14 protein-coding genes are annotated in these 16,711 nt (G+C 44.2%); 8 read left to right on the forward strand and 6 right to left on the reverse strand.

Translation table 11 applies throughout. From position 1 onward, the window contains the following. Window positions 1-62: 62 nt before the first annotated feature. The 3 genes from BJP34_RS47490 to crtH form a co-directional block, all read right to left on the reverse strand. Complete coding sequence (locus BJP34_RS47490) at window positions 63-296, reverse strand: hypothetical protein (protein ID WP_070393004.1); 234 nt, start codon at window positions 294-296, stop codon at window positions 63-65. A gap of 480 nt (window positions 297-776) precedes the next feature. Continuing rightward, window positions 777-3,200, reverse strand: a complete 2,424-nt coding sequence (locus BJP34_RS14845) for an ATP-binding cassette domain-containing protein (protein ID WP_070393006.1) — start codon at window positions 3,198-3,200, stop codon at window positions 777-779. 384 nt (window positions 3,201-3,584) lie between these two features. After that, window positions 3,585-5,135, reverse strand: a complete 1,551-nt coding sequence (gene crtH, locus BJP34_RS14850; protein ID WP_070393007.1) for a carotenoid isomerase — start codon at window positions 5,133-5,135, stop codon at window positions 3,585-3,587. Window positions 5,136-6,082: 947 nt separating this feature from the next. Between crtH and upp the strand changes: the two genes are divergently transcribed. The 3 genes from upp (at window position 6,083) to BJP34_RS14865 (ending at window position 7,745) form a co-directional block, all read left to right on the forward strand. After that, complete coding sequence (gene upp / locus BJP34_RS14855) at window positions 6,083-6,733, forward strand: uracil phosphoribosyltransferase (protein WP_070393008.1); 651 nt, start codon at window positions 6,083-6,085, stop codon at window positions 6,731-6,733. A 311-nt stretch (window positions 6,734-7,044) separates the two neighbouring features. Next, entirely contained in the window at window positions 7,045-7,380 is a 336-nt protein-coding gene (locus BJP34_RS14860) for a hypothetical protein (protein ID WP_070393009.1), read from the forward strand. A 116-nt stretch (window positions 7,381-7,496) separates the two neighbouring features. Then, on the forward strand, window positions 7,497-7,745 hold the full coding sequence (locus BJP34_RS14865) for a YggT family protein (protein WP_070393010.1): 249 nt from the start codon (window positions 7,497-7,499) through the stop codon (window positions 7,743-7,745). Between the two features lie 69 nt (window positions 7,746-7,814). On the opposite strand, the gene BJP34_RS14870 is transcribed toward BJP34_RS14865, so the two are convergent. Together BJP34_RS14870 and BJP34_RS14875 are read right to left on the reverse strand one after the other, a co-directional pair. Next, window positions 7,815-8,255, reverse strand: coding sequence for a hypothetical protein (locus BJP34_RS14870; protein ID WP_070393011.1), 441 nt, complete (start codon window positions 8,253-8,255; stop codon window positions 7,815-7,817). A gap of 151 nt (window positions 8,256-8,406) precedes the next feature. Further along, window positions 8,407-9,633, reverse strand: a complete 1,227-nt coding sequence (locus BJP34_RS14875) for a sulfite exporter TauE/SafE family protein (RefSeq protein WP_070393012.1) — start codon at window positions 9,631-9,633, stop codon at window positions 8,407-8,409. A 192-nt stretch (window positions 9,634-9,825) separates the two neighbouring features. Here BJP34_RS14875 and BJP34_RS14880 point away from each other — a divergent pair, with 192 nt between their 5' ends. Next, on the forward strand, window positions 9,826-10,473 hold the full coding sequence (locus tag BJP34_RS14880) for a hypothetical protein (protein ID WP_083305185.1): 648 nt from the start codon (window positions 9,826-9,828) through the stop codon (window positions 10,471-10,473). Between the two features lie 18 nt (window positions 10,474-10,491). Here the strand turns inward: BJP34_RS14880 and BJP34_RS14885 are convergent, their stop codons facing one another. Continuing rightward, a complete protein-coding gene (locus BJP34_RS14885) occupies window positions 10,492-10,968 on the reverse strand; it encodes a DNA-binding protein (RefSeq protein WP_070393013.1) in 477 nt (158 codons plus the stop codon). 252 nt (window positions 10,969-11,220) lie between these two features. Between BJP34_RS14885 and map the strand changes: the two genes are divergently transcribed. The 4 genes from map (at window position 11,221) to gatC (ending at window position 16,468) form a co-directional block, all read left to right on the forward strand. Then, window positions 11,221-12,048, forward strand: coding sequence for a type I methionyl aminopeptidase (map, locus tag BJP34_RS14890; protein WP_070393014.1), 828 nt, complete (start codon window positions 11,221-11,223; stop codon window positions 12,046-12,048). A gap of 672 nt (window positions 12,049-12,720) precedes the next feature. Then, window positions 12,721-12,870 carry a hypothetical protein gene (locus BJP34_RS43350; RefSeq protein WP_158517224.1) on the forward strand — a complete coding sequence of 50 codons (150 nt, stop codon included), beginning with the start codon at window positions 12,721-12,723 and terminating at the stop codon, window positions 12,868-12,870. 1,912 nt (window positions 12,871-14,782) lie between these two features. Next, complete coding sequence (locus BJP34_RS14895; RefSeq protein ID WP_070393015.1) at window positions 14,783-15,304, forward strand: photosystem I assembly protein Ycf3; 522 nt, start codon at window positions 14,783-14,785, stop codon at window positions 15,302-15,304. An 873-nt stretch (window positions 15,305-16,177) separates the two neighbouring features. Beyond that, complete coding sequence (gene gatC, locus BJP34_RS14900) at window positions 16,178-16,468, forward strand: Asp-tRNA(Asn)/Glu-tRNA(Gln) amidotransferase subunit GatC (protein WP_070393016.1); 291 nt, start codon at window positions 16,178-16,180, stop codon at window positions 16,466-16,468. Window positions 16,469-16,711: the final 243 nt, after the last annotated feature.

Genomic DNA, 16,711 nt, shown 5'->3' on the forward strand with positions numbered 1-16,711 from the left:
TGATGCAGTCGCTCATGGGGGAAACCCCCAAGACCGCGCTGCATCGCTGGCAAAATCCTATCCTAGTCTACGTAAAAATATCGAATCAAAAAGGTGATAACCTCACCAGGTTTTTCTGTCGGTTCGGGAGTGCTCCACTCGTCCGGTTGCGCATACTTAAGGGAATAAATGGCATTAATTGTCTTGCGAACCTTTTCAGGAGAACCGATTAAAACAAGCTTGGCTTTATTCCGTTTACGACCTTCGTTTTCAGGGGTGAAATTTTCATCAGAGTTAGGTGGAAACTTTTGACTCATCAGTAATGACTCCTTCAAAATGCTTATATTATTAATATATAAATAAATTAACTTATTGTCAAGATATTTAGAATTTTTTTTTATTACGAAATATGGACATTGTCGAGAGGGTTATAAAAAAGATATCTGATTATTTTTTGTGTTATTATTATCAGAGATTAATTGTAGGGTGGGCAGTACTTTACACCAATTTAAAAACTGACAATCGTTAAAGTAACCACTGCCCACCAGAGAATTAACTATAAAATTAATCCTCTGGTTGGGAGTGTTTATACTAATTGAAAAGCTGACAATCGTTAAAGTAAGCATTGCCCACCCTACATCTTTCTACATCTGTCTGGTGGGCAGTGCATCAGACTAATTGAAAACCTAAAAATCATCAAGGTAAGCACTGCCCACCCTACATCTGAATGCTGTTCGCGTAGCGTGCGCGTAGCGCATATGCTGAATGCTGACCGCTGACCGCTGACCGCTGATAGCTTAAAAAATATCCTTCCGCTTCTGTAATCGAAAAGCGATAATTAAATAAATCGCTATGTGTAAACACAATAGTAGCCAATTAAGACTCAAATTTTGCCAAGTGGCATCATAAACGGGTGTTGCTTCAAAGGGAGGAGGGGGAAGCTTTAATCCGAATCGGGAAGACTGTTCTGGTACCATGCTATTCACATTTACCAGGGCACCGTAAGCTCCCATTGACCAACGACTTACCATCAGCCAAGATAGTGTACTGGCTAATCCTTTTAGTTTAAAAATAACACCAGAAAAAATAATCTGGGGTAGCAAAATTAATGGTATAGTATTATTGGCTTCACTTTCATTTTTAACTAATGTCGATACCATCAGACCTAAACTGGTAGCAGCGATAATCGTTAAAAAAGTAGTGATTCCCAAGCCAATTTTCCAATCCAGTAGTTCAGAGGTAGGTGACTTAAACCCATAGAGCACAATAGTAACAATCAAGATAGTTTGTAAAAGAGCTAAGCCAGACCGAATCAATACTTTGGAACCAAGATAGGGAAATAACCCTAAATTAACCAGTCGCTCTCTGGCATAAATACTGGACTCTTTCACAATTTCTTGCAGTGAACTAGATAGTCCTACCCAAAGGGCAGCACAGGTAAAAATAAACAGTACTTGTAGCGCTAGAGGTGCTTGGGTGATGTCTGGAGAATTCAGTTGAGCTAAAGGGTCTTTCCCTGACAAGGTCAGAATAATCAAGCTAATCCCAATGGGAGCAGTTAGTAAAGCTAGGGCAACACTCCGCATATCCCGCACTACTAGTTTTAGATAGCGCTGACTGAGCAACAGCAGTTGCTTGAGTTTGAGTTGCTTGAGTTGCTTGAAAACAGGAATACTAGCACTTTTGCTAGGGATTGACGTCGATGGCAACCTTTGACCAGGACTGAGGTGTGCTGAAATGTAAGTCTTGTAAGCAGGTGAGCTGAGAAACCGCTGATGCCAGTTTTCACTATTCTGCTCAAGTTCCTCCGGTGTTTCCCCTTGCTCTAGCTTCAGGTAAATATCAGGGAAGTATCTTAAGTCTGGAGATGGCATCTTAAAAAAGTCCATGGCTTCTGTGGGAGGACCAAAGTAACACAACCGTCCACCCCGACCCATAAAGGCAATGCGATCGCATACGTCAATATTCGCAGTAGCATGAGTCACCAGCACCACAGTTCGTCCCTGATTCGCTAATTCTCGCAATAGCTGCATCATTTCCTTATCCAGTCCTGGATCTAGACCAGACGTAGGCTCATCGAGAAAGAACAGTTTTGGATCAGCCAATAATTCCACAGCAATACTGACTCGTTTCCGTTGTCCCCCACTCAGATTACCCACAAGAGTGTTTCTCACAAAATCCAGTTTCACTTGTGACAAGGTTTGCTTCACCACCTGTTTCACATCAGTATCTGGTGGTAATCGTAATTGACAGGCATAGGTTAGTACTTCTTTTACCGTTAAATCCCGATGCACAATATCATCTTGAGGAACATAGCCAATTTGTGACCGGTACTGATTAAAATGCTGTCGCAAATCTTGGCCATTGATAAATACAGTACCATTAGTAATTGGTGCAATTCCTAATAGCGTTTTCAGTAACGTAGATTTCCCAGTGCCACTACCTCCTACCAACGCCACTAACTGACCTGGTTCAATGGGCATAGAAACCTGATTCAGGATAGTGCGTTTTTTGCCTAATTTATAATTAACCTGGCGCAGCAATTTATCAGCATCAATCCGAATTTGATTCCCTTGGTCAACTAATTCTAAAGTATCCTGCCTCAATAGTAATATAAACGGACCAATCCGAATCGTATCCCCATCCTTAAGTAAGACTGGTTTATGGATTAATTTGTCATTAATAAAGGTTCCATTTCTGCTATAATTATTAATCTGATAATTGCCTTCGGAAATCTTGATAAGGGTAGCGTGAAGGGAGGAAACTGTAGGTGCATCTAATTGCCAAGAGTGGGAAAGTTGATTATTAGGAGAACGACCCAATTGCAGTGGCCAATTTTGCACACTTGCCAAGGAAAGCTGCCGTTTATTTGGCGTCATCCTTGGTTGACTATGGGCTGGATTAAAATAAGTGAGGCGAATGTAGTCCCGAGGATTTTGTCCAATAGTCAACTCTACGCCATGCTTGAGAAGATACCCATCAGTGATACGAGTGTGGTTAACAAATAGTCCATTAGTACTGGGATTTCCCCCATCACCATCAAAAATGCGATAATCCTCTCCCTCTTGAAGCAGAAAAGCATGGCGTTGGGAGACAATAGTCCAGCCTGTTTCAGGAATATCGAAATCTGACCAAGTGCGATCGCGTCCTAATCGATAAAATCCTTTCTCAAGAGAAAAACGAAGTACTTGACCTTGATTGTTGAGCTCTAGATAAATCATCGTTGTATGGATTTAATTTACCAGCTCCCATCCCCTAATTTGTCTTACCGCTGAAGTCTGGAGATACAGAACCATTACTATAGTTACAGTTATAATTTAGTAATGTCTACAACCAAGCAAGTTATGGTTTAGTCATCAATTATAATCAAGATCCAGTACCGCAATTGTTGGCAAACGATCGGGTAATGGTGAATAGATGGTTAACGGAGCGAAAATTGCGATCAGCTTTGCTGATCGCAACCTTAACAATTATTATTAAAAATTATTCTTAATCAAAATAGTATTGGTAAGCTAATGTGCATTTAAATTGGTTATTACCTGTTCCCTATTCCCAGCTCCCAGCTCCCTACTCCCAGCTCCGAAGTTCCCTAAAAAGTATTCTACCTAGAATCCCAAATCCACAGCAATACGGTGAGCACAAGCAAATCCCGAAAACGCTACTGCATTTAAACCCTGCCCCGGAAAGGTACTATCCCCAACACAATAAAGCCCTGGAATAGCAGTGCGATTAAACGGCATTCCCAACAATCCCATTAACTTGCGGTTAGGAATTGGCCCATAGGTTCCATCCATACGGTTCAAAAATCGTCGATGACTCCGTGGTGTACCCACCTCCATGTAATCCAATCCAGCATCTAAACCAGGAAAAATCGTCTCCAGTCGCTCAATTAAGCTTCCAGCGGCCTCTTCCTTCTTATGTTCGTACTGACGAGGGGATAACCCTTGCCAATCTTCCATCCAGCTCGGGGTAAAGGTGTGGAAAACATGATAGCCTTCTGGAGCTAAATTGGGATCAAGCAAGGTCGGAATCGAAACAAAAATAGTCCCTTCCGCATCCTCCATATTTTCCCAGTCTTCTAGGACAATATGGTGACACTCTGTACCAGGTGGTAAAACATCTGCCTTTACCCCTAAATGTAAACTCAAAAAACCCGGTGATTTCTGATAACGCTGTTGCCATTTCCGCTCAGCTGCTGGCATCTGGTCAGCTGGCAGGAATTTCTCAAATGTATCCCAACGGGTAGCATTGGAAACAATTCGTTTTGCTCGATACTCTTTACCATTGACTAGCTGGACACCCACTGCCTTACCCTTTTCCACCAGAATTTTCCCGACTCGAGCTTTATAAAGAATCTGACCTCCAGCTTTCTCCAATCCCTCCACTAGTTTTTGGGCGATTTTTCCTACACCTCCTACCGGATAATTAATCCCACCGTAATGTCGGTCAGAAAACACCATTCCAGCATTAATCATCGGTGTTTTGTCAGCAGGTACCACAGACCAGCAATAACATTCCATGTCTATAAATTTCAGCAACTGAAGGTCGCTAATATACTTGCGAGCAATGTCTCCCACATTTTGGGGCAGGTACTTCACTAAACCCAAGCAAGCCAAGGGATGCTGGAAAAATACCCTGGTCAAATAGCGGATTTCTTCCAAGGACAGTAAGTCCATCGCATTCAGGCAATTAAACACTTTCCAGCATTCATCGTAAAATTTGCGAATCCCTTGGCGTTGGTCAGGGAAGTGAGCAGTAAGTTCTTGCAAAAAATTCTCATAGTCTCGGTGGACTTTGAGCTCTAGATCACCAGGGAGGTGATAGTGAATCTGTACTGGATCTGGAATCGTTTCCAGACTGACATTGACAGCCTCAAGGGCTCGGGTAAGTAGATTGGTTGTCCCTTCGGTGCCAAACCCAAAAATCATTGATGCTCCCACATCGAAGCGATACCCCTCTCGCTCGAAGTAACCCGAACTACCACCAGGAATGATATAGCTTTCTAGCACCAGCACACTCGCTCCCTTCGCTGCCAACTGAGTTGCGGTTACTAGCCCCCCAATACCAGAGCCAATCACAATAGTATCAAATACCGATTGATTGGAAATGGTATGGAATTGATTGCTTGATGGGCAAGGTTGGGATCCAGCAGTCATGGAATTAGTAATTTAAATAGATTAACTGATGGATCTGAGTTTAGCGTTTCTTGTTGATATAAGAGTTCATTACTAATGCAAAAAAAAAAGTGGGCACCAGCCTGCTGCTGCGTACCGGTCCCACCCGCCTATCCTTAATGAGAGGAGAACACTTATTACTACTATAATCTTGTTGAAAAAAAATGTCAACATAATCAAAAATAGTTTTCTTGAAAGGGGAGTGTCGGGAGTGTCGGAAGTGTCGGAAGTGTTAGCTAACCATCCCACCTAGGAGGCTAACAACCAGCCTTGTTGGCATTGCTGAATCAAGGAATGAATGCGCGATCATCTGGTTTTGGTCAAGCCCCCGTTGGTCCCCCAACTTTGGGGGACGCAAGAAAGTCTTTTTCCCCCCAAGCGAGGGATTGCTCGCTTGGGGGGCTAGGGGGGCAAAACCATACCCAGAATCAGCAACGCCGCCTTGTTAGCCTTACTGGGTGTAGGCGAACCTGTAAGGAAAACTTTTAGGACTTACGCAAATCCCTCAATTTAACCCTACCTGTAGGGTGGACAAAACCTTGCCCACCCTACCCATGGATTGTGTGCGTAAGTCCTGACTTTTTGAGAACTAAGGCAATCATGACACCCCGCGCCCCCGCCCACACCCGCTCACCCCTTCAGGTTTATATGTGAGCTGACAGGGTGTTTTTACTTGTAATTGACGACTTGACAGTATTATTGGCATAGTTACAAGCATCCGCAAACCCTTTGAGTGCTGTCTGTATTTTGACAACTTGTATAGGGTTTGCTTGAATCAAGCAAACTATCGTTAATACTTTGTTCATCAATGTAAAACTTGAAACTATCATCAACTAGATTAAGACTTGTGGTTATTCCGAAAAACCCTACTGCCCAATTCCTTTAACACTACCTAATTTGTTTCTCACTAATTCTTATAGTTACTACCTATGACTCTCCAACTACGTGTCTATGTCCCACCCCATCCCCTAGTTAAGCACTGGCTAGGGGTTGCCCGTGATGCCTCGACACCACCTCCATTGTTCAAAAGCGCTATGACCGAGTTGGGACGCTGGTTGACCTATGAAGCAATGCGGGATTGGTTGCCGAATGAAGAACTAACAGTGCAAACTCCCCTAGCGCCGTGCAAGGTAACTATGGTGAACCCAGAAGTGCCCATCGTAGTTGTGCCAATTTTGCGGGCTGGACTAGCGCTCTTAGATGGAGCCCAAACGTTGCTGCCCTTGGCATCGGTTTATCACCTTGGTCTGGTTAGAAATGAGGAAACCTTACAAGCCAGTTTTTACCTGAATACCTTACCCAATCAGTTTGACCCAAATACACGAATCCTAGTTCTCGACCCGATGCTGGCTACTGGTGGCACAATGATGTTAGCAATGTCAGAACTGAAAAAACGAGGAGCAACACCAGACTTAACACGGATTATTAGCGTGGTAGCAGCACCACCAGCCTTACAAAAGTTGGGGGCAGATTATCCTAGTTTGACCATCTACACTGGCATGATTGATGAGGAAGTCAATGCTAAGGGATATATAGTACCAGGCTTGGGTGATGCAGGCGATCGCGCTTTTGGAACTTGACCTGAGCAGCAACTAAGCCCTATTACCCTCACAGACTTAGACTGCAAATCCAACTGATAGTATCCAACTGATAGTAGAGGTGTTGCCTGGAACACCTCTACCTAGACTTCCTGATCAGGCATCCTCGGTTCACACTCCCCCCTCGCTTACCAGACCGGGCTTTCAAAGTCTTGTTCAAAAGGCTTCCGATACGATACTATATAATTAAGGGCTGGTAGCAAACCCCTTGTCTAATCAGCAAGATCCTCTCAAACTTGATGGGTTAATCTGGATAAAAGCTGCATTTTTAAAATCAAGGGCAACATAGCAACATGAGTCAGCAAGATGGTTTTGCAAGTGGATTCCTGACTGGAGCAGTAGTCGGGGGGTTGGTAGGTGGATTAATCGGCGTTTTGGTTACTGCTGGCAAAAGTAATCAAAACGATGAGGAAGATCAGTCTTTGTTAAATTCGGAGCGCTCAGACCCTAAGGCAATTAGGGCGAGAAGGCGCGAACTAAAGGCAGAAGCAAGCATTGAAGCGGCACGTCAGAGTTTGGAAGACAAAATTGCCCAGCTGAATTCAGCAATTGACGATGTACGTCAACAAGTCAGCACAGTAAAAGGTCAAGCTGAGGCAAATACACAGGAAAGGGTGCTTGAGCCGTGAAATTATTCTGTTGTAGGTATGTTAAAGCTTTACTGACTTGGTATTCAGGCACAGGGTGCTCAAATTCGTTAAACTTAACATTAAGATAAAAACTTAGTAAGAAAGCTTATAAATCTATGGCTACAGAACTGTTGGCTAGCACTCTCCAGAGCTTTATCCAAATCTATCTAGTTCTATTAATTGTCCGAATTCTGTTAACTTGGTTTCAAACAATGGATTGGGCGAATCAGGTCGCTTCTGTCTTAAGTCCAATTACTGACCCTTACCTGAATATTTTCCGTTCCTTCATTCCACCCCTTGGAGGTATAGATTTTTCCCCCATACTGGCGATTTTCCTTCTACAAATTTTAGCTGGGGCGTTTTAGCTTAAACGGGGAGAAGCCCCACGTCTGAAACAGAAGCGTCAGCGTGGGCTTAATCCCCCTTTAAGCTAATCACCGACCGATTTTGTGCCTAAAACCGGATGCCTTAAAACCCTTAAGGATCAGAGGCGTTTTTACATTAGCAGGAACTGTAACCCGGATTTCAAAATCACTGATCCCTTTTGGCACTTCATCAATTGACCCTACGCGACTCCGATTTGGGAAGGTATTATTGCCATTAGCATCGTAGATACGACCAGAAACATCAGCATCAAGCACCATTTTGTTAGTGGGATTCTTGGCTTTACCCTTGATCAGATAGCAACCAGCCTGCCTAGCCGACCCCCCACCAACGGTCACCATGCCTTGCCCGATTTCTGAGGGACACTCCTGGGAAGACAAATCGAAGAGTTTAATGCGGATCACAGCCAAAGCAGGGGGCGCAAATGCCGAGCTGATCACCCAAATCAGACAAGCTACTGCTGTAGCAGTTAACCAATTTCGAAATCCCATAAAGCCCACTAAAAAATAACCTTATAGCTACTTTACATCTAAATTGGATAGGTTTAGCTTGGAGCAGAGAAAATATCGCTAACTATAGGTAATACTGAATAGATAATACTGAAGTGCATGGGTGAAAAGCTCAGTTTAGAATCAGTGACCATTACCAAGATTTGGGGGGAAAGTAGAACTTTTCTAGGGATAACCCTGACCAAACAATACGCGATCGCACTAGCAAAACTCCTAAGGTAATTATTCCCAAACTCACAGCTCTGAGTTGGTTGTTCCCACTCCAAGCTAACTGTCCAAGGTAGCTCGAACCAATCATCACGGTATGAATTGCAGCTAGGACTAAAGCAGGGATACTCAATAAATGAATCCGTCGCCAAAGCTTCCCCAAACCCTTTTGTAAGCGGTCAAAACTCGTGAGGGCAGCTGGGGTAATCAACACGAGCGCTAAAATTCCTGCTAACAGACCCCACTTATGCTGCGGTAACATAAACCCCATGGCATCTAACTTCCAGTTCAAGGCATGGTCTAGCCTAAAAAATGTATGAGCGATCGCCAACACAAATGCCCCTACTCCTAAAGCCCGACGATAGCGTAACAGCCCAGCCCACAAACGACTAATCGGACGAGCAATCAAAGCTAACATCAGTAACAGCAGCGCCCCATGACCGGTGTAATCCACCATAGCATCGGTACGCAGAAGGGTTAAAATACCAATCGTGAGGGTAACCCAGCCTCCTAGGCGAAACAGCTGGCTGCGCTTGCTAACACTGAGTCTAGATGCAGATATACCCACTCCTAGCATCATGGGCATCGTTCCCAGTCCAAAGGCCAGCATCGTTGCTGCTCCCCACCAGAGATTACCCATTTCCGCTGCTTTAATCTGAGCAGCATACAGGAAGCCACAGGGCATCAAACCCCAGACTCCTCCTAACAGGGCTGGTGTCCACCAATGAGATTCCCCAGACAGTTTAGTCATCGCGACCGTCAACCGTTGATGCCCAATCCCTTTAGATAGGGGGTGTAATAGGGGCAGACGGGGAATCCAATCGGGTTTAAGCTGCACACAGCCAAACCAAATAAGCATTAAACCAGTCAGAATTGCCATGGCTTGGCGCAATCCACTGCCAATCCCAGCCAACTGACCACTGGCAATCAAGACCGAACCCATACCCCCAAGTGCAGCTCCGACTAGAGCATAACTAATTGTTCGTCCTAGGTTAAGTAGACTATGAAAACCCAGCTGATGCATCCACTTGGGGGACTTTTCCTGCTGCTGAGATAGGGAAAACGCCACTGTCAGAGGTCCACACATCGCCACACAGTGACCAAAACTGCCCAGAAACCCTAGGCTCATGACCAGCAGCAAATCTAAAACCATTCCGTGCTTATGTTCATTAACTTTAGACTATGGTAAATATTATCATCAGTCATTTTTCCTTATTGTGAATTTTTAGCAATTTCTAATCAAAAGATTGATGTCTTATGATCGATATCCCCTCTATCTCCGGCATTTTATGGTTAGGAGCTAAGAGCATCTTTAAAGAAATTTAAGCATTAACAGTTAACCCCCATGACCATTCAACTGCGATCGCACATTTCCTCTACTGAAAACTCAGCACTCAGAACTCAGCAGTATTTTCCGATAATTTCTCACAACATTAAAACGTCTGCCGATGTCGGTGCTACCTTCCACATTGAACCCAATCACAATCCTCGCGCTAGAGAACCTGCTCTAGCATGGTTTGCCCTTACTCGCCAAGGGGGCCAACGAATTCCCCTAGACCAATGTGACTGTCAACTAGTGGTTTACTCTAAATCCTCATCAGACTTAGGGAGTTCCCCCATCCTTGAGCCACAGCTGAAAGCTATATCAGCCGAACAATATCAAGGTATTCCTGGAGCTGATCTAGTCTTTCCTAAAGCGGGAGTCTATGAGTTAGTTTTAAGCGGTACTCCTAAATCAGGAGCTAGTTTTAAGCCATTTGAGATCAAGTACGACGTTACAGTCACTCCTGGGAAAAAAACTGCGACTGTCCCAACTCCTGACACTGAACCTGAATTTAACCAGCACTCAGAATCCTTCTCAGAATCCTTCGAGAATGCTACACCATCAGAGTCTCAACTATTACAGTGGTGGTTGCCGGTAGGGATTTTTGCCTTAGTTATCCTAGGTATAGGCAGTGTGTTGTTATGGAAAAACGCAACAGGAAAAAGGTAAATATAACCCTACCTTCTACTAGGCAGTGGCCGGAAAACTCCTACCGATAAAGTGAATATCACTAAAGGTTTCGTTCGCGTAGCGTGACCGTAGGTCAATCCACAGACGAGCCCCACAATCAAGAGGGTTATCCGGTTGATAAACAATCCGACACGGACCAAGAATTTCCACCTGGTTGCCGTATAGATTGTTGCCGCTTCGTTTTACTGAAATCACTGGCTGACGCTCTTGGGGACGTTTAGTGTTGTTGCTACCAATGCGATTGCGATTGACATTGATCTTAGCTAGAGCCGGAGGACGACTTCTACGCCACTTGCCCTTTGGGCCACGGCTGGCCTTAATGATTTGTGGTAAATGGTTGAACAGAGGAATAATCCAGAATTTACCGCTTTTATAGGCACCCCGGACGCGACCGTCTTGAAGGAGTTGTCTCAATCGTCTAGAAGATATTCCTAACAGAGATGCTGCTTCAGTAGTACAAACGCACTTATTTATCAGTTAACTTTAAACCTTGTTTTATTAACTATTCCGATATCTGTACTATAAATAAAATCGACCATTAATGTCAAGTTGTGGTTAACTGGAATAGCTCTTTGTTGAAAGAGGGAATTTATCCTCTTCTTAGTGAAGTGTTGGAGACCATCCTGCTAGGACTTTTTACTCAATAGAGCTAGGAAGCGAAAATAGACAGAAAATCGAAAGATATAATTATTAGTTAATAATTCTTTATTAACTAATAATTATCAAATGAACATTCTAAGTAACCTGCTTTCCGGTGCCACTAATCCCTCCCGTCCCAAGAAAAAACGCCGACGGGTTGAAATCAAATCTGAGCGTGAAATTGAGATCATGCGGCAGGCAGCAACTATTGTGGCAACAGTACTCAAAGAAATTTCTGAGATGGTTGAGCCAGGAATGAGTACAGCGGATTTAGATGCCTATGCCGAAAAGCGGATCCGTCAGATGGGGGCAACCCCAAGTTTCAAAGGCTACTACGGCTTTCCTGCTTCGCTCTGCACCTGCCTGAATCACGAAGTAGTTCATGGTATTCCCAGTTCTAAGAAAGTAATTTGCAGTGGTGATGTGTTGAAAGTTGATACAGGTGCCTACTATCAGGGATTTCACGGGGACTCATGTATTACTATTCCGATTGAAGAGGTCAAACCAGAAGCGAGTCAATTAATTCAGGTGGCAAATGAATCTCTCTACAAGGGCATCGAACAGGTGAAAGCAGGGAACTACTTGCTAGACATTGCTGGTGCGATTGAAGACCATGCCCAAACTTATGGCTATAGTATCGTGGAGGATTATACGGGTCACGGTGTGGGGCGAAATCTACACGAAGACCCCTCAGTGTTCAACTTCCGCACCCGCGAATTGCCGAATGTCAAGCTCCGTGCTGGGATGACTCTGGCGATTGAGCCAATTTTGAATGCTGGTACTAAGTTCACACGCACCCTATCTGACCGTTGGACAGTCGTTACCGTCGATAATTCTCTATCGGCTCAGTTTGAACATACGGTTTTGGTAACAACTGATGGCTACGAAATCTTGACTGACCGTGCCAAGGTCTAACTATAGCGTTACTTATGAACTAGTGAAGGACTTGCTGGCACATGGAACTTATCAGTGGGTAGTCGGTCAATTAAATAGAGGAGCGTCTCCTACTCCAGGGTAAATAGTCTAGGTGTACCATTTTCTCCCAAGCCATAGCTATTGGTTAGCAGATTAGCTATGATATATTGGGTTGGGACTAATTCTAAAAACTACCAAATTTCTGGCTGTTAACAGCTGGGATACTTGATCACAAGTAAGCGCGAAGTTTGAAAACCCAGTCTCGTCAGAGCTGGGATTAAAAACGATTAACGCGCGAATATACTTGGCACTCACTCTTTTCTGAGTAATCATCGATAGCGTAGCGTGATCTACGGTCAATCCCATCAATGTAGCCTTATAATAAGGAAGTTTGCTCTAGGCGGTGAGAGCATCAACATCGGAACCGCACTCAGAAAGGTAAATGGGTGAAAAACACTCTTAGACGGTGCTTCTAGTAACTAGTGACATAGATCGCAATTGATCTGCAAAAAAGTAAATGCTTGAAAAACACTCTTAGACGGTGCTTCTAGTAACTAGTGACATAGATCGCAGTTGATCTACTGCTAAAAAACTCCCGATCAGATCTCAGGGGTGTTGATCAGGTTGCATCTAATTTCTTTCTTCTTAGTTACTTTACTAATCTCCGGAACTATGACCAATAAAATAGTCGAAAAAATTGCCGGAATGTCTCTGGTAACTATTAGCTTTGATCGCAATTGGACAGCTGTTCCAAAAGAAAACCCCCAAACCGTTGAGCCTAGGGGTAATTATCAGGGTGCATCTACCATTTATTTCTTCTGATTGATGGGATGGATATCCGGAAGGATTACTATTCGATGGATCACAAAACCCACGGGAGAAATTTACTCTTAGCCAACAGCCAGCTGAGACGCTGATGGCAATATCTACAGGTGCGACCCGTGGCGAATTTAATTCTTAATACGGAAAGCGCACCTAAAAAAAAAATCCCCCGAACCGTGAGCTTCAGGGGGAATTATCAGGGTGCATCTACCATTTATTTCTTCTGATTGATGGGATTGAGATCCGGAAGGATTACTAGTCAATTTACTAGTCAATCAATAACAAAACCCACGGAATAAATTTACTCTTAGCCAACAGCCAGCTGAGACGCTGATATCAACATCTACAGGTGCGACCCGTGGCGAATTTAATTCGCCTAGCGATGCAGCGCGGTCTTGGGGGTTCCCCCCATGAGCGACTGCATCAAGACAAGGAAAGCGCACCTAAAAAAAAATCCCCTGAACCGTGAGCTTCAGGGGGAATTATTAGGGTGCATCTACCATTTATTTCTTCTGATTGATGGGATTGAGATCCGGAAGAATTACTATTAGATAGATGACTTTACCTAGGGAGAAATTTACTCTTAGCCAACAGCCAGCTGAGACGCTGATGGCAAGATCTACAGGTGCGACCCGTGGCGAATTTAATAATTAGATGCGGAAAGCGCACCTAAAAAGAAAACCCCCGAACCGTGAGCTTCGGGGGTAATTATTAGGGTGCATCTACCATTTCTTTCTTCTGAGTTGCTTCTCCAGTATCCGGAAGGTTTAGGAGGGGATGATTGACGACTGGCGGCAAGACCGTTGCTCGAAAACTGTATTAATTATCAATTATCAATTGACTCAAGCGCCTTATGCGCTATGGGCACGCTACTTGAGGTGCCGTCAGCGGTCAGCCGTGAGCCAATGGCTCACGCTGCTTGAGGTGCTTATTTTATTCAAAAGCACCGATTGCGCTACGCCCATTAGCTGAACGCGCACGCGTGTGCGTAGCACATAAGCTGTTGGCGTAGCCTGCGCGTAGCGCATAGGCTTACAGTATTTATGCTTAAAATAACAAATCTAGAATATCGGTAGTAAAAAAAACCCCCGAACCGTGAGCTTCGGGGAGTAACTATCAGGGTGCATCTACCATTTCTCTTTTCTCGGTGATTTCACGTATATCCGGAAAAGTGACTCACTAATTGATTTAGAGGCTAGCTGCTGTTGGTTATTTTCTACAAAAACATTGCAATATCTACAAAGATGAGTTAGACTTTAAGGATAGATTTAATTCCATTAAAGATACTTTGTAACTTAAATTAAAGCCGATAACCAAGGTTTTGATAGTTACGTAAATTGTCCAGAGTGGAGTTTCATTTATGCGCTAAGCCGGGCTTCGTCTGGGTTTAGCCTTGGGAGATACCCCCTGGCTGCGAGAGCAGCTTGCATTAGTGGGCTAAAATCTGCAAAGTAGATTTTGGTAGCTAAAAAGTATCGGAATCTACAAAATCCTTAGATAGCTCGCAGGGATTGCTTTGGTAACTATAGGCCGATCAGAAAACCCCGGAAACTGGAGCTCCGGGGGTAATTATCAGGGTTCATCTACCATGCTTTTATTCTAAGTGATTTTACTGAGATTTTAACAAATATATTTATTGACATATATAACCAGATGTGCTAAAGAATAATCAAGTTATAGAACAGTAAGTCAGTTGACGCTCTAGGTAACACAGGCATTACTTGAGCTATAGCACTACACGCGCTTATCACCTGATTGAGGGGTGTTTAGGATAAGTCATGTACTTGCAGCAGTCAGCCCAATGCTTAAGTTTTCCTGGATTGTTGAGCTAACTGCGGAAAGGTTCATAGCTAAATGCTGACGTCACAAGATAGGATTATCTACAAGGTGAAGACTATAGACCCACGCAACTATGCCACGCACTCAACGCAACGATAACTTTATCGATAAAACCTTTACAGTGATGGCAGACATCCTCTTAAAGGTTCTCCCTACCAATAAGCAAGCCAAGGAAGCTTTTGTCTATTACCGAGATGGGATGTCAGCTCAAGCGGATGGGGAATATGCTGAAGCTATGGATAATTACAAAAAAGCGTTGGAACTAGAGGAAGACCCCAACGACCGTAGCTTTATTTTCTACAACATGGGGCTGATTCAAGCCAGTAATGGTGAGCATGAGCGTGCTTTAGAACTCTATCATCAAGCTCTTGAGATCAACCCCCGTATGCCTCAGGCCCTTAATAATGTAGCCGTAATTTACCATTATCAAGGTGAACAGTTTAAGGAAGCTGGGGATAGTGAGGGGGCAGAAGCTTTCTATGACAAAGCGGCTGATTATTGGAAACGAGCTATTCGCCTTGCTCCTAATAATTACATTGAAGCCCAAAACTGGCTGAAAACTACAGGTCGTTCTACCATTGATGTTTACTTTTAACTCCTAGCTTCTAGTTAATAAAACTCGCGTAATTCCCCACCTTCTTCAAAGGTGGGGATGGATAGCGAGACGATAGAGGCGCGCTTGACCTTTGAAGAATTAAATTACGGGGTCGCGCCTCAACTTATAATGCAAATCATCACGATTCATGCTAGAATAAAAGTGGTTGCTAAGACGAAACCTTAGGATAGTGGAGCCTTAATCAAACAGTTTTAACCCTTTTATGCATAGCCGACTAACCATAAAGGCTCCACTATCCTTACGGTAACTTCAAGACCCGCCTGACTGACTAAAAGGCTACCTTATAAACGGTCTGATATCCTATCAGTTTTAGACCATTAGGTGTACAAAGTACTAGCAGAGCTCAGGGTCAGAAGTTACCGCAAGAATAAGGCAGCCTTTATGGTTGGTCGGCTATGGGTAAAAGGGTTAAAACTTTATGATTAAGGCTGCCTTATTCTAAGGTTTCGTCTCCGGGAAGAGACAAGCCCCGGCTGGTTGACCACAGAGTCGTAATTCCAAGGTGAGTCTGTCGAGAAGACTATACGTCTGCGGAAGGCGGATGTCTGCCTGTGGACGCTGAGTAAGACCGTATTGCAGCAGGCGCGCTTTCCAATGGCCGGGTAACCCGGCCTTGGGTCGCGCCTCTGTTTGAGGCGTCGGCGGATGAAGCGGGAAGCCCAAAAGACGAATAAAACCGTCCCTGATTGAGTTGAGATTGGAAGCCCCAGCCTCAGCGTTCGCGTAGCGTGACCAAAGGTCAAGCAGGCTGGGGTACTTCACTAAACTTGATAGTCTTTATAGTCTTTGATTTGGGCTAAGCCTTTAGTGTTGACTGTTGAGAAGTTCATTGAAGCCACAATATAACAAATTATGATAGACCGCGAACAAGTCCAAAAAGTAGCCAATCTTGCTCGTTTAGAACTCAAAGCAGAGGAAGAGGAGAAATTTGCGGCTCAGATGAGCAATATTTTCGATTATTTTCAACAGCTTAGTGAATTAGATACTGAGGATGTGCCGCCGACTACACGGGCGATTGATATTAGCAATGTGACTCGACTGGATACTCTCAAACCCTATACTGACAGGGATTGTATGTTCAGGGAAGCTCCTGAGCAGGATGGTGATTTCTTCAGAGTGCCAAAAATTATCACTGAAGGCTAAGCTATCAGCTATCAGCGGTCAGCGATTAGCGCTACGGGCACGCGTGCGCGTTCAGCTATTAGCTATCAGCGTGTCGCGTATCAGCTATCAGCTTATGTGCTATGGGCACGATTATTGAGGAGGAAACCGTTAAGAATAAAATAGGTAAGCATTCGAATAATGCTGAGTTAGGTCACAGCGTCGTTCGCACAGCGTGGCCAAACGCGCCCCGCGTGGCCAAACGCGCCCCGCGTGGCCAAAGGC

The organism is Moorena producens PAL-8-15-08-1 (genome assembly GCF_001767235.1).
GTDB lineage: Bacteria > Cyanobacteriota > Cyanobacteriia > Cyanobacteriales > Coleofasciculaceae > Moorena > Moorena producens_A.